20 protein-coding genes and 1 pseudogene are annotated in these 18,707 nt (G+C 33.5%); 11 read left to right on the top strand and 10 right to left on the bottom strand.

Features of this window, described 5'->3' with window-relative positions; translation table 11 throughout:
* Nucleotides 1-86: 86 nt before the first annotated feature.
* Together ACODS7_RS10175 and ACODS7_RS10170 are read right to left on the bottom strand one after the other, a co-directional pair.
* Complete coding sequence (locus tag ACODS7_RS10175) at nucleotides 87-1,502, bottom strand: phosphatidylinositol-specific phospholipase C (protein ID WP_029442942.1); 1,416 nt, start codon at nucleotides 1,500-1,502, stop codon at nucleotides 87-89.
* Between the two features lie 412 nt (nucleotides 1,503-1,914).
* A complete protein-coding gene (locus tag ACODS7_RS10170; protein ID WP_029442941.1) occupies nucleotides 1,915-2,484 on the bottom strand; it encodes a hypothetical protein in 570 nt (189 codons plus the stop codon).
* Nucleotides 2,485-2,818: 334 nt separating this feature from the next.
* Here ACODS7_RS10170 and ACODS7_RS10165 point away from each other — a divergent pair.
* Nucleotides 2,819-3,509 (top strand): annotated as a pseudogene (locus ACODS7_RS10165) (rhodanese-like domain-containing protein); the annotation flags it as partial.
* A gap of 598 nt (nucleotides 3,510-4,107) precedes the next feature.
* Here the strand turns inward: ACODS7_RS10165 and pssA are convergent.
* Nucleotides 4,108-4,599, bottom strand: a complete 492-nt coding sequence (pssA, locus tag ACODS7_RS10160; protein WP_016080752.1) for a CDP-diacylglycerol--serine O-phosphatidyltransferase — start codon at nucleotides 4,597-4,599, stop codon at nucleotides 4,108-4,110.
* A gap of 493 nt (nucleotides 4,600-5,092) precedes the next feature.
* Here pssA and ACODS7_RS10155 point away from each other — a divergent pair, with 493 nt between their 5' ends.
* On the top strand, nucleotides 5,093-5,275 hold the full coding sequence (locus ACODS7_RS10155) for a hypothetical protein (RefSeq protein ID WP_029442939.1): 183 nt from the start codon (nucleotides 5,093-5,095) through the stop codon (nucleotides 5,273-5,275).
* A gap of 203 nt (nucleotides 5,276-5,478) precedes the next feature.
* Here the strand turns inward: ACODS7_RS10155 and ACODS7_RS10150 are convergent, their stop codons facing one another.
* Nucleotides 5,479-5,661 (bottom strand): hypothetical protein, encoded by a 183-nt coding sequence (locus ACODS7_RS10150; RefSeq protein ID WP_029442938.1) that lies wholly within the window; start codon nucleotides 5,659-5,661, stop codon nucleotides 5,479-5,481.
* 200 nt (nucleotides 5,662-5,861) lie between these two features.
* Nucleotides 5,862-6,365 carry a GNAT family N-acetyltransferase gene (locus ACODS7_RS10145; protein WP_029442937.1) on the bottom strand — a complete coding sequence of 168 codons (504 nt, stop codon included), beginning with the start codon at nucleotides 6,363-6,365 and terminating at the stop codon, nucleotides 5,862-5,864.
* Nucleotides 6,366-6,618: 253 nt separating this feature from the next.
* Between ACODS7_RS10145 and ACODS7_RS10140 the strand changes: the two genes are divergently transcribed.
* The 6 genes from ACODS7_RS10140 (at nucleotide 6,619) to ACODS7_RS10115 (ending at nucleotide 11,162) form a co-directional block, all read left to right on the top strand.
* On the top strand, nucleotides 6,619-7,017 hold the full coding sequence (locus ACODS7_RS10140) for a DUF2871 family protein (protein ID WP_000737896.1): 399 nt from the start codon (nucleotides 6,619-6,621) through the stop codon (nucleotides 7,015-7,017).
* Nucleotides 7,018-7,145: 128 nt separating this feature from the next.
* Nucleotides 7,146-8,537: an FAD-binding oxidoreductase gene (locus ACODS7_RS10135; protein ID WP_224979991.1), complete on the top strand. Its 1,392-nt coding sequence runs from the start codon at nucleotides 7,146-7,148 to the stop codon at nucleotides 8,535-8,537.
* A gap of 4 nt (nucleotides 8,538-8,541) precedes the next feature.
* Nucleotides 8,542-9,510 (top strand): bile acid:sodium symporter family protein, encoded by a 969-nt coding sequence (locus ACODS7_RS10130; RefSeq protein ID WP_029442935.1) that lies wholly within the window; start codon nucleotides 8,542-8,544, stop codon nucleotides 9,508-9,510.
* A 12-nt stretch (nucleotides 9,511-9,522) separates the two neighbouring features.
* Nucleotides 9,523-9,870, top strand: coding sequence for a DUF4260 domain-containing protein (locus ACODS7_RS10125; protein WP_029442934.1), 348 nt, complete (start codon nucleotides 9,523-9,525; stop codon nucleotides 9,868-9,870).
* Between the two features lie 23 nt (nucleotides 9,871-9,893).
* Nucleotides 9,894-10,421, top strand: coding sequence for a GrpB family protein (locus ACODS7_RS10120; RefSeq protein WP_029442933.1), 528 nt, complete (start codon nucleotides 9,894-9,896; stop codon nucleotides 10,419-10,421).
* Nucleotides 10,422-10,562: 141 nt separating this feature from the next.
* Nucleotides 10,563-11,162 (top strand): FMN-binding negative transcriptional regulator, encoded by a 600-nt coding sequence (locus ACODS7_RS10115; RefSeq protein ID WP_016512491.1) that lies wholly within the window; start codon nucleotides 10,563-10,565, stop codon nucleotides 11,160-11,162.
* Nucleotides 11,163-11,235: 73 nt separating this feature from the next.
* On the opposite strand, the gene ACODS7_RS10110 is transcribed toward ACODS7_RS10115, so the two are convergent.
* From ACODS7_RS10110 to ACODS7_RS10090, 5 genes are all read right to left on the bottom strand, one after another.
* The gene (locus ACODS7_RS10110; protein WP_000592016.1) at nucleotides 11,236-11,424 is read right to left on the bottom strand and encodes a Phr family secreted Rap phosphatase inhibitor; all 189 of its coding nucleotides are present in this window, start codon (nucleotides 11,422-11,424) and stop codon (nucleotides 11,236-11,238) included.
* The gene (locus tag ACODS7_RS10105; protein ID WP_029442932.1) at nucleotides 11,421-12,515 is read right to left on the bottom strand and encodes a response regulator aspartate phosphatase; all 1,095 of its coding nucleotides are present in this window, start codon (nucleotides 12,513-12,515) and stop codon (nucleotides 11,421-11,423) included. The genes ACODS7_RS10110 and ACODS7_RS10105 overlap by 4 nt, the downstream gene beginning before the upstream one ends.
* Before the next feature lie 255 nt (nucleotides 12,516-12,770).
* Nucleotides 12,771-14,237, bottom strand: coding sequence for a protein adenylyltransferase SelO (locus ACODS7_RS10100; protein ID WP_243168353.1), 1,467 nt, complete (start codon nucleotides 14,235-14,237; stop codon nucleotides 12,771-12,773).
* A gap of 177 nt (nucleotides 14,238-14,414) precedes the next feature.
* Nucleotides 14,415-15,413 (bottom strand): NADP-dependent oxidoreductase, encoded by a 999-nt coding sequence (locus ACODS7_RS10095; RefSeq protein ID WP_243168354.1) that lies wholly within the window; start codon nucleotides 15,411-15,413, stop codon nucleotides 14,415-14,417.
* A gap of 18 nt (nucleotides 15,414-15,431) precedes the next feature.
* On the bottom strand, nucleotides 15,432-15,776 hold the full coding sequence (locus ACODS7_RS10090; RefSeq protein WP_017763468.1) for an ArsR/SmtB family transcription factor: 345 nt from the start codon (nucleotides 15,774-15,776) through the stop codon (nucleotides 15,432-15,434).
* A 91-nt stretch (nucleotides 15,777-15,867) separates the two neighbouring features.
* Here ACODS7_RS10090 and ACODS7_RS10085 point away from each other — a divergent pair, with 91 nt between their 5' ends.
* The 3 genes from ACODS7_RS10085 to ACODS7_RS10075 all read left to right on the top strand — a co-directional run bounded on the left by ACODS7_RS10085 (nucleotide 15,868) and on the right by ACODS7_RS10075 (nucleotide 18,697).
* Entirely contained in the window at nucleotides 15,868-15,999 is a 132-nt protein-coding gene (locus tag ACODS7_RS10085; protein WP_029442929.1) for a hypothetical protein, read from the top strand.
* 287 nt (nucleotides 16,000-16,286) lie between these two features.
* Nucleotides 16,287-17,906, top strand: a complete 1,620-nt coding sequence (locus ACODS7_RS10080) for an FAD-dependent oxidoreductase (RefSeq protein WP_029442928.1) — start codon at nucleotides 16,287-16,289, stop codon at nucleotides 17,904-17,906.
* Between the two features lie 206 nt (nucleotides 17,907-18,112).
* A complete protein-coding gene (locus ACODS7_RS10075; protein WP_029442927.1) occupies nucleotides 18,113-18,697 on the top strand; it encodes a TetR/AcrR family transcriptional regulator in 585 nt (194 codons plus the stop codon).
* Nucleotides 18,698-18,707: the final 10 nt, after the last annotated feature.

Here is an 18,707-nt window from a genome sequence, read left to right as displayed (position 1 = left end):
AAATCAAAATGATTCCAGAATGTTGGGAACCCCTAAAGGGTTTCCCAACACTCTGCAAAAAAGAATCCCAATGGGATTCTTTTTTTCTAATTTGTAATAGCGTATATTTTCACTGTGAATTTGCTAGTGGCACCAATTGGACTTGCAATATAATATTTAGTATTTGTGTAAGCTTCAGTCCTAGATTCATGTGAAATATTTTTCCAACGAGTAGAATCTATTCCTAGAGAAACATCAATCATTACATTGAAAGAAATAGTATAAGGATAATCTTTTTCTGAAGGCTCAATAACCCATTTTAATTCTTTGGTACCTACAGGTAAACTATCAATTTTAAAGTTTTGGCTGGATCGATTTTGTTGCCCTGATAAAGGACTAGATTCAGATGATATTTGTGAAATTAATATTTCTTTTTCATTTGAATGTATACCATTTAATTTAATGATACTATCAATTAAACCTGGACCGGGAAAATCAGCCGCGATGATACCAGAATGTTTAATTGCGCCTTGTTGTAAGAGTTCGGTCCCAAGTGTATTCATCCCCCCATAGTATACTTGTCCGTTTCTATCGCGAGGGAAATCACTCCACGCATTAGTGGAATTCGTTTGAATCAATTTAGGACTACTGTCAGTATTTCTGCTTTCTTTTCCGCTTGCAACAAACCAAGGATATACATTATTTAAAAATGCGGCTGCGCCTCCCGTACCACTAAAATGGTTGAGATAAATTTTTCCATTATTAAAATTAATATTTGTATTATGTAGATGGTTTTTTATCGCAATCCATTTTGTATATATTTCATCTGGTCCGCTTCCAATTTCAAATTTATCTTGTATATTCAAACCTTCGTAATCAATCCCGTACAATTGAGCGGATGTAAAGTTTTGTAAGATTACAATTTTTCCGCGGGTACCTCCTAAAGTAGGGTTATTTCTATCTGAAGTTGGTACGGAATTAGGATCCCAAAAATATGAAGCATTAACGTTTTTATATTTTAAAAATATCTCCTCAAATGATAGAGATCCACTTTCAGGAGTAGTTTCTTCTTTTAAGCGCATTAATATTGTTTCTGTTGGATGATCTTTTAAAAATTGAATGGTCTCTTTTAATACATCTTCAAACACAGCTTTTTGATTTACAACGCCATGATACATTGTAAAAGAATCTTTTACACGTTTAACACGCATATCTACATATCGAATTCCGGAATTTAATTGTTGGGATAAACTCATAGTTTGATTTCTTGTCAAATTTTCATCAAGAAAACTCGCTCCATGTAAAGCCATCGTACCGTGAGTCCCTGGAATAGATATTTCACTTATTTTTGTTGAATCTTCTATTTTCGACATCCACGATGGATTTTGATACCCTATATTGGATTCATAGGAGTAACCTGGATGACTATCAGCTAAAATAGTAGATGGTGTACTTAAACTTGCTAGTGTAATACAAGTAAGGATACTAATTTTAAAGAAATTTCTCATTTTTATTTTGTTCATTTTTTCTCTCCTGACCTTTAAACAATTGTTAGATGATTTTCTACTATATTTATTGTTTTTCATTCTTAAGATAATAAATTTTTGTATTTAAAAATAATTAACAATAGGGGGAGTAAGTTATTTGAGACTTTAATAATTTTTTATTATAAATTTTCCCTAATAGCCAAACGGATTCTTGAAAACTCGAAGTATAGCCTCCAAAAAACAACTGTTTATCGTATTAAATACAAACAAAACAGAAGTCCTAAAAAAGACTTCTATTTTGTGACATATAATGAATGATAAAGTGGTAAACAAATCAAGATAATGTGATTGAGTGGTAAAAATTTATTAATAGCTGTTTTAGAATCTCTTATAACAAGGCTGATTACAAAAAGCGGATCTCTATACTGCTAATAAAAATTGAAAAATTCTACTCATTAAAACTTAGACTAACTACAGTTGCAATTGATTGGGCTGCATGTTCCCAGCTTCCATCTATAACTTTACCAATCTGCTGACCAAGTGCATTTAAATCATTTGGATTAACTGGAATTCCATTATACGCAGCAAGAATTGATAAAAGTGGAGCAGCAAATGGTGTCCAACCACCTCTATCAATATTAAATACAGGTTTATCTAGTACCTTTCCATCTTGTACTGTAAACTCATAATAAAATTGATCATCTGGACGAAAACTTAAATGATGAGAGATTTGCCCCTTAACATATTTTTTTCCTGCACCTAGATTTACTACTTCTATTTCTTTTACATTAAATTCATGTTCAAATACTTTGATTTTTTTGACTTCTGGACCATTTAAGGCAGCTTGAACGGCTGTTTCCAAATTGTTTTGTGCAAAAGGTTGAATACTTAATTGTGCCTCTTTTGGTTGAATGGGAGCCTCCTTTTCTGTAGCAAACACTGAGGTAGTAGGTAGTGCACCTGTAGCTAACGTAGCTGCAAGTGCTGTTGTCATAATGATTTTTCGTTTCATCTTCATAGTTTTCCTTCCTCTCTTAAAGTTATGATATATAATTTTTTAAGATTGACACGGTACAATTTTTTCATAATGTACGCAAAAAACTAGTTTAAGAACTATGTGAAAAAATGTGTCAGAAAATTAAAATTAATTATATATGTATTTTAAATAATATCTATCTACACATGTTTTTTCAATTTTTAGACAAATTAAACAGTAATTACTACATAAGAATCAATTTAGCACTTTATTTATCTATACATTTCCTATAAACACATTTAGTTCATAGTAAAAGTAATATATTTGATATTAAATGTCTTGCATAATGCGATAAAATTTCACAATTTTATCGCATTATATACAAAAAATGAAGAATTTAAATAAGTATGGTCCCAAAATTCGCAAGAAAAGAAAGAGAACTGCTATTAATACAGTAGAAGAATTTCAAGAAATTTTGAGCAGTGTTCACCAAATAGTTGATATAAGAGATGTATCGAGTTTTGCTGCAGATCATATTGAGAAGTCAATAAACATACCTTATAAAAATTCTTTCACAACTTGATGTGGATGGTTATTAGATTATAAAACAGAAACTTTAATAATTTTATATGAGGAAAAGGTTAAAGTGGAGGCAGTTATTAGAGAATTTGAATCTATTGGGTTAGATAATATTATTGCTTTTGCACCCTAAAAAGTAATACAGAAACTTAATAGATTTGAAAGTTACAAAGAAAAAACATCGATTGAATTATATCCGTATATAAAAAGTGGAAGTGTTAAGGTTATCGATGTGCGTAGTACAGCAGAGTGGGAGGAAGGAAACCTTCATGATGCAATATATCACTTTAGGCAATCTATTTGAACAATTAGATTATATACCGAAAAATTGTTCAATAGTTTTGCAATGTCGAACCGGATTGCGTTCCCTTATAGCAGCTAGTATTTTACAAAGAGCTAGTATAAAGGAAGTAGTGAATTTAAAGGGAGGATTTCTTGCATGGAAAGAAGAAGGGCTTCCTTATACAATATGCAATCTCAATGTGTAGGAAAATGATAGGTAAGAATAATTAAAAGAAGTTATAGATGAAGTGTTAGACAAGGAAATCATAATTATTGTAGCTTCAGGAAATACATTAGGATTATTAATTGATTATCCGGTTAGATATAAAAATGTAATATATGTTTCAGCATTAAAGAATTTTACAGTGGATCCATCTTTTACGGAATGGCAGTGTTAGAAGACTTAGGCATTATCAATAAGAACCCAATAAAAAAATTCTTGGATACAAGAGAATTTTTTATTGCGAATAGTGAGGGTGGGAGGCGGTACATTACATATGGGAAAAGGTAGAAGTAATAATGCTGGTAAAAAGAAACCGAAATTTGATGATTCATCTAATTTCGCTAAACAAAGCCAACCGACAGAAAAGAAGAAGAAATAAGCACAGGGGCTCTCTTGATTAAGGGAGCTCCTGTTAAAAGTATATTGACGTTCTACAACAACATATCGATGGATTAATCCAATAGTCATAAATACAAGGTTTAAATTCTTACGAATGGCACTTAATTTAATATTATTGTCCCACTTTTTTATACTTATTGAAACGTTAAATTCATTTGAAATGCTCTCTTAATGGACTTCAATTAAAATTTTTTAAACCTAATGGGACTTACCATTAAGAGAGCAAGGGTTAATGTAATCCATGTATTGCTATATGAAAACAATCCCATACCAGCCAATGATAATCCTGCAGCTGGAATAGGTAATCCCTTAAAATATCCAATAGTTGGTTTAATACTAAATTTAGCTAATCTTAAAGCACCCATTGTTGGGAAAAGGATAAATGCCAAAGAAGTTAAAATAGAAGGTGTTGCTATCGTATGAAATAAAAGCGCAGGAGCGACGCCGAAACTAACAATATCAGCTAAGGAATCCAATTCTACACCAAACTCACTATTCACTTTTAATTTTCTCGCAATTCTTCCATCAAGAAAATCTAAAACAGCTGAAAAGAAAATGAAAATAGAGGCTAATCCCAAATATTCACTCATATTTAAGGTGATTGAGAAAACACCACACAATAAATTTCCAATCGTAAATAAATTTGGTATAACTTTCACAATCTGATTAAACAAGTTTGTTCCTCCTAAATTAATTAAACTTCACATTTCTGTAGCGATTTCTATATATTCTTCCGTTATTCTTAAAAATATATGACTATTGTATTACTGTAAGCTAATTAAATTTCGATAAGAGAAAAATCGACTTCCTAAACGTTACGCTGATTTATAATAATGTTTAATCATTTTCGGTACGCGTTATTGAATATTAGCACCTGATAGTTGATATTTCGAGTAGTCAGGGATTTTCCGGTTCTGGTGCAAAAAATTCAAGGTAATTAAAAATAATCTCTAAAAAGGAGACATAATGATACTATTATTCTAAAAAGGTTCGTGGTTGGTATCGAATATAAAATGGGATTTTTATACAAAAAAGCACCCGAAAGGGTGCCTTTTGTATCTCTTAAAATGACTGAAGATGCGTATACTTGAGTTCATTAGGTAGTTAGAGACTATCTTTAACGAAAATGTTGAATAGTTCATAATCATTATATATATCGATTTAGTAATGATTAGGGGTTTAGAAAGTTCCATGGAAAGTACATATCAACCTCATTGGAAGATTGGAAATTTAATAACTGGTGATACATTTTACTTAACGCAACATTTTGGTACGCAAATGAAAAATTTTAAAGTCCACACAAATGGTACCCTAGAACGATTTCAAACAATAGAACTAGAATTAAAATAAAATTTTTGCAGGATCAATTAAATTCATTTCTTGTTATGCAAACACATTTTCAGCGGAACTAACTTCTTTACTATTTTGCGCAGGACAGACTTTATAAAAAATGGCTACGTTTCCTGATTTTGAAATAATCCTCTTAAATTGCAATTCTGCTTTTCTAAAAGCTTTACTGCATCAACAATAGAAGTAATTGCTAAAAAATTTTTTCAAATAAAATTTATAAAAACTTGATAGGCGATACCAAGTGTAAATACCGTAGCTACTATATGTGCAGTCCATTTAGGCATATTTAAATTTAATACGGTATTGTACAAGATCCCATATACGATACAAATGATTAATACAAATGCAATGAATTGAAGAACTAATAAAAATAGCGGTTGTTCCATTTATTCTCACTTCCTTTATTTAATATATTAATATAATTTATTTGGAAGTGAAAGTTTTATTTCTATGAATTTCCAAAAATATGATATGAAAGGAATAGTGATAATCACAAGAATTACTGCAAAATATACTGTAACTAAAAGTATTATTACGAGATCAGTAAAATAGTAAAGAAGGTCACCATTCACGGCGACCTTCTTTACTATGCGTTATATCCAAATAATTTTAAATCTTCTCCTGAATCTGAAATGATTTTCTCAAATCGTAATCCTACTTTTTCTAAAAGCTTTCCTGAGGCGATGTTATCTATAGAAGTAATTGCTACAATTCGTTTCATGCCGAGCTTTTGTACACCGTATTCGATTATCGCAGAAGCTGACTCGTAGCCATATCCTTTTGAACGGAATGTTTCTAAAAAGGCAAATCCGATATCAACGTCTTCTAATGAATCTCTTTTAATAAGGCCACACATACCAAGTGGAGTGAGATCTTCTTTGCGTTCTACTAAGTAAAGGCCAAATCCGAGTTTGTTATACATATCGATAGGACCGTTTACAATATAATTTTTTGCATCTTCTAAGTTTCTAACTCCTTTGTCACCGATAAACTGAATCCATGCAGGATCGTTTACTAAATCAAGAATAAAAGGAGCGTCTTTTATATCAAACCAACGAAGATTAAGACGTTCAGTTTTAAGAACTATCAATTATTACACCACCTTTAAAAAGTTATAACAATTAGTATGGATTGTGTAAAACAAAAGTGCAACATATTTTAATAGGGGTGTTTGTTCACATAAAGTTCGTTTGTTTTGTATAGAGAGATATTTTATAATTAGGATTGATTGTAAAGAGTGAGATGCTTATACAATGACTCCTAGGTGACTAGGAGTTTTTACTATATAACTATCATTATTACTAAATATGACACACTACACATTCTACTCAAGGAGGTACATAATGAAGAAATTATATAATGCATCGTTTACGTATTTGATTATCGGTTTATTATCAGGGATTTTCGCCAGGGAGTATGGTAAGTATAAAGGGATTTTAGGATCTACTTTATTAAATCTTTTGCATACACATACACTTGTACTTGGATTTTTCTTCTTTTTAATTGCTTTAGGATTAGCAAAAGTATTCGCGTTTCATGAAGTGCAAGGGTTTAATAAGTGGTTTGTTTTACATAACATTGCATTAACATTAATGTTAGGTTCGCTAGCAGCGAGAGGGCTTCTTCAGTTAAATGGAGCTGACTTTAAAGGGTTAACTTATATTGTAGGGTTTTCTCATTCGTTGATGGCAGTTACTTTAATTTGGTTTATGTTGTTAATAAAAAAATCGTTTAAAATGTAGTAAAAAAAGAACTTGTAGCGTGTGCTGCAGGTTCTTTTTTGTATGTTCAGATTTAAATAATCTCATTTTTCTAATTATTTTATATAAAGATGGTATACTTGTTTTAAAATTAAAAAGGAGAGTTGATTATGGAAATAACAATTGAACATGTAGTAAATGAATTAAAAGGCATACTTCCTGAAGATCGAGTAGTAATAAATATGACAGTAAGAGAGTTACATAGTAAAGATGAATCTTACCATGTTAGTAGTTTACCTGATGTAGTTGTTTTTCCAAAAACGACCGAAGAAGTTAGCTCGATAATGAAAATAGCGAGTCAGCATGGGACAGCTGTCGTTCCATTTGGAGTAGGGTCCAGTTTAGAGGGACATGTAATTCCTTACGAAAAAGGAATTACAATGGACTTTTCTCTTATGAATAAAATACTTGAAATAAGAGAAAAGGATTTTCTTGTGAGAGTACAGCCAGGGGTGACGCGCTCTCAGCTTAATAAAGAATTGAAAAAGTATGGATTATTTTTTAGTGTAGACCCAGGAGCTGATGCAACGTTAGGAGGAATGGCTGCTACAAATGCGAGCGGAACGACAGCGGTAAAGTATGGTGTAATGCGTGATCAAGTGCGAGATTTAGAAGTCGTTCTTGCTGATGGAGAAGTAATACATACCGGGAATTTAGCGGCGAAGTCATCATCAGGTTATCATTTAAATGGTATTTTCGTAGGATCAGAAGGAACACTTGGATGTTTCACGGAGTTAACTTTAAAAGTATACGGTATACCAGAACATGTTATGGCTGCGAGGGCATCGTTTCCAACTATAAATGATGCAGTAGAAGCTGTAATTAACATATTACAAGCAGGTATTCCAATCGCGAGAATTGAACTCGTTGATGAATTATCTATGAAACAAGTAAATCATTACAATGAAACAAGTTACAGAGAAGAACCGACACTGTTTTTAGAGTTTCACGGCAATGAAGCAGGGTTAAAGCAAGATATTGAATTTACGCAAGAAATCGTTCTTGATCATAAATGTATAGAAATTGCATTTGAGACGGAAACAGCAGCGAGAAATAAACTGTGGGATGCAAGACATAACTTAGCGTACTCTTACGTGCATAGTTATCCTGGTAAAAAGCTAATGAGTACAGACGTATGTGTGCCAATTTCGGAATTAGCTGGCGCAATTCAACATGCGAAAGAGGTATTAGATAAAGTAGGCCTTATTGGTGGTATTCTCGGTCATGTTGGGGATGGGAATTTCCATGTACTCTTAATGATTGACGCAAATGATAAAGAGGAAGTGAAGAAGGCAGACGAAATAAACGAAAGTATCGTTTTGTATGCTCTTAAACGAGGAGGAACGTGTACAGGAGAACATGGCGTTGGAATCGGAAAACGAAAGTATCAAGAAGAAGAACATGGGGCGGCATTATTTGTAATGGAGAAAATAAAGAAAGCTCTTGATCCGCAAAATATTTTGAATCCGAATAAGGTGTTTCAATTAAAAGATAGGGGCTGAGTGGATGAAAGTACTAGAAGCGATAAGTAATATAGCTGGAAAGTATTTTGCATTTTGGGTTATTTGTATGGCAGCTATTGCATATTTCACTCCCACGCCATTTCTCGGGTTAACTAGTTACATAACGATTTTACTTGGGATTGTAATGTTTGGGATGGGATTAACATTGAAGGCTGTTGATTTCAAAATCATCGCTACAAAACCATTGCCAGTTATTATCGGTGTATGTGCTCAGTTTATTATTATGCCACTTGTCGCATACGTACTAGCCTACGTTATGGACCTGCCAGCGGAATTAGCAGCTGGATTAGTGTTGCTCGGTTCAGTACCGGGTGGCACTGCATCAAATGTTATGGTTTATTTAGCAAAAGGGAACTTAGCGTTGTCTATTGCAATGACTTCAGTATCAACGTTACTAGCACCAATTGCTACACCGCTCATTCTACTATTACTTGCGGGGCAATGGATGCCAGTAAATGCTATGTCCATGTTTCTTTCTATCGTACAAGTCATTATTGTGCCTATTATTTTAGGACTAGTAGTGAAAAAGTTTTTCCCTCATATCGTTAATAAAGGAATGACTGTTATTCCTTTAATATCAGTTGTAGCAATTATCATAATTGTTTCTGCAGTTGTTTCAGCGAATGTAAGTAGCATTACTTATTCAGGACTTCTTATCTTTATTGCGGTGATGCTCCATAATGCTTTCGGTTTTTTGCTCGGATATATAACTGCGTTCGTACTTGGACTAGACGAAGGGACAAGAAGGGCTATTTCAATAGAAGTAGGAATGCAAAATTCTGGCTTAGGTGTTGCACTGGCGACAGCGCATTTTGGACCTGCTGCTGCACTCCCAAGTGTATTAGCGGCAGTATGGCATAACATTGCAGGGCCAATATTAGCAACCATCTGGTCAAAAAATAAAAAGAATACTTTCAGCGATGAAAATGTATCAATAAATATAGAAAAATAGGAATGATAAATAATGCAAAAACGTATTGTACATTTTGAAGGAATGGTTGTATTTATAGCCACGATTTATATGTATTCGATATATGAGTTTAGTTGGATTATATTTTTTGTATTCCTTTTAGCGCCGGATCTATCAATGTTAGCATATGGGATTAATAATCACGTTGGTGCGAAAATATATAATGTATGTCACACATATATCATATCCATATTAATTGTTCTAATAGGTGTCTATTTTAAGATGGATATCGTTATAATGATTGGCTTAATATGGACAGCACATATTGGAATGGATCGAATGTTTGGATATGGATTGAAATATGAGACGGATTTTAAGGATACTCATATTCAACGGTTATAATTTGTTTTGAGAAGAGGGGTACGTTGAAGCAGAGAATTGCTATCGAAGAATATAATGTCAAATGGGAAAGTGAATTTAATAAAATATACACTCTTATTAACAATGTAATGGAAGACAGCATTGTATCTATTGAACATGTTGGGAGTACATCTGTTAAAGGGCTTGTATCAAAACCAATACTAGATATCGATATTGTAATAGAAGAGTACGAAATTTTTCATGAGGTAGTAAAAAAACTTGAGAAGATAGGGTACTATCATCAGTTAGAATGGAGCTTTAAAGGAAGAGAGGCGTTTGGAAGAAAGGATACGTTCGTTCCATGGAACGAGGGAAATACAGTTTGGATGGAACATCATTTATATGTGTGTGATAAAAATAGTGAAGAGTTGAGAAGGCATATAGTGTTTCGAGATTACCTTCGTGAACATACTGAAGTAGCTAATGAGTATGGAAACTTGAAGGAAGAGTTAGCAAGAGAGTCGAAAAATCGATCTAGTTATATTGAGGGTAAGACCGTATTTATTACAAATATATTAGAAAAAATAAACTAAAGCAGCATGGAATACATGCTGCCTATTGTTTTGAAATAGAAAGCTGCCATTATAAAACAAATACAAACTGGCCCTGTTGATTGATGCGGTTACTAAATATAATAGGAAACAAAATAGAAAAGAGCGGAAAAGAGGGAGCTTATGTACATACCAAAATACTTTGCAATACAAGATGAAGAGATGAAGTACGAAATAATGGAACAAAATAGCTTTGCGACATTATTTTCTCAACATAACGGAGAACCATATGCAACGCACTTGCCGTTGTTGCTAAATAGGGAAACTCTTACTTTACATGGTCACTTCGCACGACCGAATGAACAGTGGAAAGATATTGGGACTCAGCAAGTACTAGCTATATTTCAAGGACCACATAGTTATATCTCTCCGTCATGGTATGAAACAAACAATGCAGTACCAACATGGAATTACGTTGCAGTGCATGTATATGGTGAATTAGAAATTGTTGAAGATGAGAAGACATTAGTAGATTCTCTTCAAGATTTAGTAAATAAATATGAAGATCCAGAGAGCACCTACTCACTTAATGATGTAGATCCAAATTATATGGGAGGATTAAGTAAGGGAATAGTTGGATTCAAAATAAAGATAAATAAAATAGAAGGAAAAGCGAAGTTAAGTCAAAATCATTCTGTAGAGAGACGAAATTTAGTTGTGGAGAAACTTGAGAAAGTTGGTAGTGAGGGGAGTAAGAGGATTGCGGAGTTGATGAGAAAATAAAGTCTACATGAAAGGAAAATATTCTAAATAAGCGTATTTAAAAAGACCTTCTTAATTGAAGGTCTTCCGTTTTTTAAAGTGCTTTTTCAGTTGTTGTTGAGTTGTAGTCTTTACTTACGTCAACGGATTGAACAAGGTCAGGTCTTTGTGGTGCAGGAAGATCAGCATGACCCGCTTGGTATGTAAATGAACTATGAATACCAGTAGCCAAAATACCGAAAACAGATAGTCCTAAAAAAACAGAGCTAATTTTTTTAATCATTTCAATGCCCCTTTCTCAAACGTTTTTTCTTTTGCTTGTAACGCTTTATGAAAATATTCACTTGCCTTAATGTGGTTATTTTCACTATAAAATTTAACGGCTAATTTTTCTGAGTATTCTTGAGTGTAGTTATATAATAATTCTTTGTCGAAAAACGTAATTCCTTTAAGGATAATTGTTTCTAATTCTTCAGAACCAACATTATTATTTAGTTCGTTTAGAATTTTAAAATGATATATATATTCTTCATTATTTAATTCCGTACAAATTTTTAACCCTTTTTGGATTAATCCTTCAGCGATACTTGTTTCATCTAGTTTAGAGTGTTCTCTTGCTTGCAAGAAGAGAGCCTTGAAATGTGTTGGTTTCTTTTCGGTCACTTCTGATAGGTGACGGATTGCGAGTGTGGAGAGGTTTTGACTGGCATACAACCAACCCAAATTATTACGTACACTTAAAATTAATTCTTTTTCATCAGATTTTTGTAAAAGGTGTATTGCTGAATTATATTGCTCTTCCGCTTGTTCATATTGTTTTAAATATACAAATGAGGCACCTAATGTATTTTTACATAATCCAACTTTAACTTCAAAACCAGTTTGTTTATCGAAAATCTCTTTAGCCTTAGTTGCATATTCAATAGATTCAATTGGTTGGTAAAAGTGATAATGGAAAATCGCCATTCGATAATAAAATTCAGCATGCTCTAGATTATCAGTGTTATTTACTAATAATAACTTAGCCTGTTCATAATGTTCGCTAGCTAAGTTATAGTCTGTGGTTAAAGTTGCATAAATGCCTTTAAAGAAATGATAGTAGTAAGACAGTGGATGATTGGATGAGATTACGTAAGAATCTATTTTATCAAAGCTATCTTTTGAAATACTTAAACTATCTGTCAAAACTTTATGTCGAAACTCTAGTAAGGAATGATATAATGCTAAGTTTTCATCTTCTTCAAAGTTTAGTTCCTTTTCCTCAATTTCATGCTTTAAGTTTGTCGCTTGGGACACATCTTGTTTTAACATAGTTAAATACCAGTCATTAAATAATTTTGTAATTTGTTCATTACCTTGTAGTTGAACGTTCATGAAATCCCCTCACTTTTTGAATATTCTTATAAAATATAGTATCAAAAATAAAAATATTTAGAAATGATGTTTTATATTTCTCAATATTTGTTTAACAAGCTTACGAGTAATTCTATTGGAATAGTGTAGAATTTATTTTGGATTAAAGAAATGGCATCGGGGGATGTGCATTTTAAAGTTTTAGTTGAGTGGGGGGATATAAAAAGGGTGCGTTCACACAATTTATATGAACGCATCTTTTTACATATTAAACAATCAAGTGCCACAAAAAGTACGATAAGGGCGATTCGTCGGTGCAGGCGGAATGCAGTATTCTTCTTGATCTGTAGAATACGCATAAGGGTTTGATAAAGCTTCAAGAAGTTGCTCCATTACGCTATAGTCTTCATTTGTAACAGCTGCTTCTAGTGCTTCTTCTACACGGTGGTTCCTTGGGATGATTGATGGGTTATTATTTTTCATCATCTCGTAGGCGTTTTCTTTCGATTCTTCTTGTCTTTCTAATCGAGATTGCCACAGTTTGTACCATTCTTTAAATTCAGGACTTTCAAATAGAGCTGTATTTTCGATAGCATCAAGAGTTAATGAACGGAATGTATTTGTATAATCCGCTTTATATTTCTCCATCATTTTTAAAAGTTGCTCAATAAGTGATTGATCTTGTTCTTCGTTGCTAAATAGTCCTAATTTCTTTTTCATTCCAAGGAACCAATTGTTTTCATACTGTACGCTAAATTTCGAAATTTCGTCTTGAGCGATTTTTAGTGCTTCTTCTTCATCTTCGTGCAGAATTGGTATTAAAGATTCTGCTAATCGGGCGAGGTCCCATGCGGCCATATATGGTTGATTTCCATATGCATAACGGCCTTGTGTGTCAATAGAGCTAAATACGGTTCCTTGGTCGTAATTGTCCATAAATGCACAAGGACCGTAATCAATTGTTTCGCCACTGATCGTTATATTGTCAGTGTTCATTACGCCGTGAATAAATCCAACAAGTTGCCATTTTGCGATAAGACTTGCTTGTTTTTTAATGACTTCTTGTAGTAATGCAGTATATCGGTTTTCAGGGGATTCACTTTCTGGGTAATGTCTTTTTATCGTATAGTCAGCTAGCGATTTAAGGTCCTCTATTGAACCACGAGCTGCAGCATATTGAAATGTACCGACCCGTATATGACTACTAGCTACTCTAGTTAAAATTGCTCCAGGTAACTTTGTTTCACCATATGTAGGTTCACCAGTTGTGACAACAGCCAAACTACGAGTAGTCGGAATATCAAGTGCATACATTGCCTCACTAATAATATATTCACGTAGCATCGGACCGAGTGCAGCACGGCCATCTCCTCGGCGTGAATAGGGAGTAGGGCCAGAACCTTTCAGTTGAATATCGAAACGCTCACCTGAAGGAGTAATTTGTTCGCCAATTAAAAGAGCACGACCGTCGCCTAACATATTAAAATGTCCGAATTGATGACCAGCATATGCTTGAGCTAATGGATGAGCTCCTTCTGGGAGTCCATTACCAGCGAAAATGGCAATTTCAGCTTCCTTTTTCAGTTCTTCAGGGGTCAAGCCAAGAGATATCGCTAATGAATGGTTTAGTTTAACTAACTCAGGTGAACTTACGGGAGTAGGGGGGATTTCTGTATAAAATGATTGTGGTAAAGTCATATAACTATTATCTAAATTCCAACCTGTTTCATTATTTTTAGTCATTGTATCTCCTCCTTTTTGTATTTTAAATTATGTATTTGTACGTATGTATTCTTTGTAAAGTTAACTAAAAGTATAATATAATATTTCCCCTTGCAATCTATTGTAAGGACTTCATTGCACTATGTCTATTTAACAGCAAATTTAAAACCTCCATTTTTTAAAATGGAGGTTTTATTATTATTTAATTTTTACAATTATTTTGCCTTTTGCTCTTCCAGACTCTGAATATTCCATTGCTTTTTGCGCATCTTCAAAAGGAAAAACTCGATCGATTACAGGTTTGATTTGTCCAGCTTCAATATAGTTTGCAATAGTACGTAATTGATCCCCGCTTGGCTTCATAAATAAAAATGAATATTGAGCATTATGCTTTTTTTCAAGTGCAGTAAGTTTTTTGCTGGCTAATGAAAATAAGAGAGTTTTAAAGAATCCTGAACCAAATTCTTTACCGAAGCGAGCATTCGGCATGCCTGAAATGGAAACAATGTTTCCTCCGCTTTTTATAATATTGAATGATTTTGCAAGTGTTACACCGCCGATTGTATCAAATACCGCATCATAATTTTTTAGTATATCTTCAAATTTCTCTGTTTTGTAATTAATAATTTCATCTGCGCCAAGAGACGTTACTAAATTCGCACCAGCTTCACTAGCAGTCGTTGTAACAATGGCACCCATTATTTTTGCTAACTGAATAGCGAAAGTACCAACACCACCGGATCCAGCGTGAATTAAAATTTTTTGTCCTTTTTGTAATTGCATGATGTCATGTAATGCTTGATATGATGTTAAGCCAACGAGTGGAATCGAAGCAGCTTCCTCAAAATTTAAATTTTTCGGTTTTAAAGCTATATCATCTTCATGAATGGCTATATACTCCGCGAAAGTACCAATCTTATTTTTTCTTGGGCGTGCATATATTTCATCACCGACTTTAAAGTTAGTCACTTTTGCCCCAACCTTTACGATGACACCGGAAAAGTCATTACCAAGGATTAGGGGCATCTCATATTTAAGCAACATCTTCACTTTTCCATCGCGTATTTTAAAATCAATTGGATTAATACTAGCTGCATGAATTTCTGCGAGCACTTCATACTCATTAATTTCAGGAGTAGGTACCTCTGCCATACGCATTGGGACTTTTCCGTACTTATCAATTATCATTGCTTTCATTTCTTATACCTCCAAGTTTTAATAAAAGTTTTGCAATAGCTTCTCAATATCTAATACAAGATTTTTTAATAAACCTAATTTTGTGCGTATATCAATATAATAAAAATTCTTTGTACCTTCTTTTCTCATTAAAATAATGCCAGCTTCTCGTAAAATCTTAAGGTGATGTGATACTGCTGGACGGGAAAGGTGTGTTTGCTTCGTGATTTCTCCTACACGTAAGCCTGTTTGACATTCCGTTTCCATTAGTACTAATAAAATAGCTTGACGCGTTTCATCACCAATTGCCAATAATACTTTTTGAGAATCAATAAAATTTTTTTTTATAATATTTAATTGTTCTTGTTTATTCATTTCAATCACTTTGCCTCCAGGTAATTAGTCGAAAGGTTTAAGATGATGAACCATTATTTCGATACGGTAATGCTACATGATTGTTGTATGAGGTGCAATATTGAGAAAGAAAATCGAGACGAATGAATTTTTTATTGTTGAAAATTATAGGGAGATAGAAAAGGCATTGGAAGGATTACATAACACAATAGATGAAGTTTTAAAAACAAAAAATGATGTAACAATAAAATAAGCGGTTGTAACCTTGTATAATCCATAAGGTTACGACCGCTTATAATGTTTGTATTATTTTTGATTTTTACGATAGAACATGGTTCAACGTAAAGTACGTTCTTTTGTTTTACACTTTCATACAGCCACAATTCAGGTGGATTATAGATGTATGAAAAGGTAAAAGGAATTTTGGGGCGTAATCTATCTATATGATAATTCAAAATGAAATATAAGTCTATATTTTAATGTTTTTTTTGATTATATTTATGTCACTGAGCTCAGAACAATGATGTGGAGGGTAAATATATGAAATCGAATTATGTACCAGTTTTAATTGTTGGAGGGGGATTATCTGGGTTAGCGTCTGCGTTATTTCTTGCAAAACATAACATTGAGTACTTATTTATTGAAAGGCATCCGTCTACTGCCATTCATCCGAAAGCAGGCGGTCTTACTTTACGTACAATGGAGTTATTTCGAGAATTAGGCTTGGAAAAAAGAATTACATTGGCAGGTAAAGCATTAGAGAACTGCCGAGGAAGAATAGCAGTTCATACAATAGCTGAGGCGAATAAAGAAGAATTGGAACAAATGAGAGCGACGCAATACGGAAACGATGAAGAGTTACTTCAAAAAATAGAAAAGATTAGTCCATCAAAACAAACTGCTTGTTATCAAATTATTTTAGAAGAGATGATGTTACAAGAAGCGAAAACATTAGGCGGGCAACTATCTTTTTATCATGAATTAGTTTCATTTGAACAAAATGAAAACGGGGTAAAAGCAACGATTCGAAATCGTGAAACAGAAAAAGAAAGTGTCATACATTGTGACTATGTAATTGCAGCAGATGGAGCGAAAAGTAAAATACGTGAGCAGTTAGGGATTAAAACTGAGGGGCGTGGGACCATTGGTGGCTATTATATGAATATTTATTTTGAAGCAGATTTAAGTGAGTTTATACAAGGAGACGCATTCGGTTTTTCTATGGTACTTCATCCAGAGGTTCTTGGTGCACTGATCCCAGTAGATAACGTAAAAAAATGGATTTACCATGTAGCCTACGATCCATTAAAAGGAGAGGGACCAGAGGATTTCACTATAGAACGTTGTAAACAAATTATTGAAATAGCAATTGGAAGTACAAATGTTGAGTCAGAAATATTAAGTGTTTTACCGTGGGAAGCGGCCGAAAGTACAGCAATGAAATTTCAAGGAAATCGAGTCTTTCTAGTTGGAGATTCAGCACATATTATGCCGCCAACAGGCGGATTTGGTTCAAATACAGGAATACAAGATGCGCATAACTTAGCTTGGAAATTAGCGGCTGTTATAAAAGGGAAGGCAAAACCAAAATTGTTAGAAACATATCATGAAGAGAGACACTCTGTTGCAAAATTAACGACAGCTTATGCAAGTAGTTTACTGTTTCGTGCTGCGAATAGAGAGGAAGGCAGTTTGAATAATATGGATGGTTTAGCTGTTACAGTTGGATATCAGTATTGTTCAGAGGCGATTATAGATGATTCAGTCACTCCGCATAGAATGGATAGTGTAGAGTTGAACGGCAGATCTGGAACGCGAGCGCCACATGTATGGGGAACGTATGCAGGGAAGAAAGTTTCTATATTAGACTTATTCGGTAACAGTTTTGTATTACTTACAGGAGTAGAAAATAGTTCTTGGGCTGAAGCAGCACATACTGTTTCAGCTAAATTAGGAATAAATATAAAAGGGTATCGTGTTGGCTTAAGTGGAGACTTTATTGTTCAAGAAGATATTTTTAGCAAATTATATGGTATAGAGAATGGAGGTGCTGTATTAATTAGACCAGATGGCTTTATCGGATGGCGTTCGGCAAAAGAGGTATCAAATCTAGATACAGTGCTTAACGAAGTAATGAATCATTTATTGTGTAACTTTTAATTAACTAGGAAGAATTGTCTTATATAAGGCAATTCTTCTATTCCCTTTCAACTTACAAAATAAAAATATTGTAAGTTGAAAAAGGATATGTTAATCTTATAACCTAATTGAAATAGTATTTTTTTGCACTCAACTTACAAATAATAAAAAATGTAAGTTGTTATTTAAATAATATTATTATGTAAATAAAATGGACGGTGAGAAAAATGACAGATAAGGCGTTAACGAAAAATGTTGTTTTAGATGCAGCGGAAAAAGAGTTAATGAAATATGGATGGAGTAGGACGACACTTGTTAGTATTGCGAAGTCACTTGATGTTAGTCATGCGGCTTTATATTCTTACTTTCGGAGTAAGGCCACGCTACGCGATGCCATTTTAGAAAGGTGGCTGCTTAAGTACTCGGATCAGCTTGAGCAAATTGCGGGAAAAGATGGAGATACAGAAATCATATTACAAGAGTGGTTCGTTTGTTTATTTCAGCTTAAAAAGAAAGAGTTACTTGAAAACGAAGAGTTATTTACATTGAATAGTTCGTTAGTGCAGCAAAAGAATAAGGTGATTCAAAAGCATGAAGAAAGATTAGTTGGACAACTGGAGAAAGTGATAAATCGCGGGATAGAACGCAATGAGATTAAAAAACAGGATAGTTTATTTTTAGCACATACGTTATTTGGGTTACTTGCATCGTTTTATCACCCTGCTTTTTCTGAGAGATGGAAAGAAGAGAGGATCAACGAAGAGTTTCAAAAGTCATGGGAAATTGTTGCCTGTGGCATTTTTCAAAAGTAAAGGGTTACGT

The sequence above is a fragment of the Bacillus sp. FG16 genome, assembly GCF_057809515.1.
This window is presented reverse-complemented; position numbering and strand designations above follow the sequence as displayed.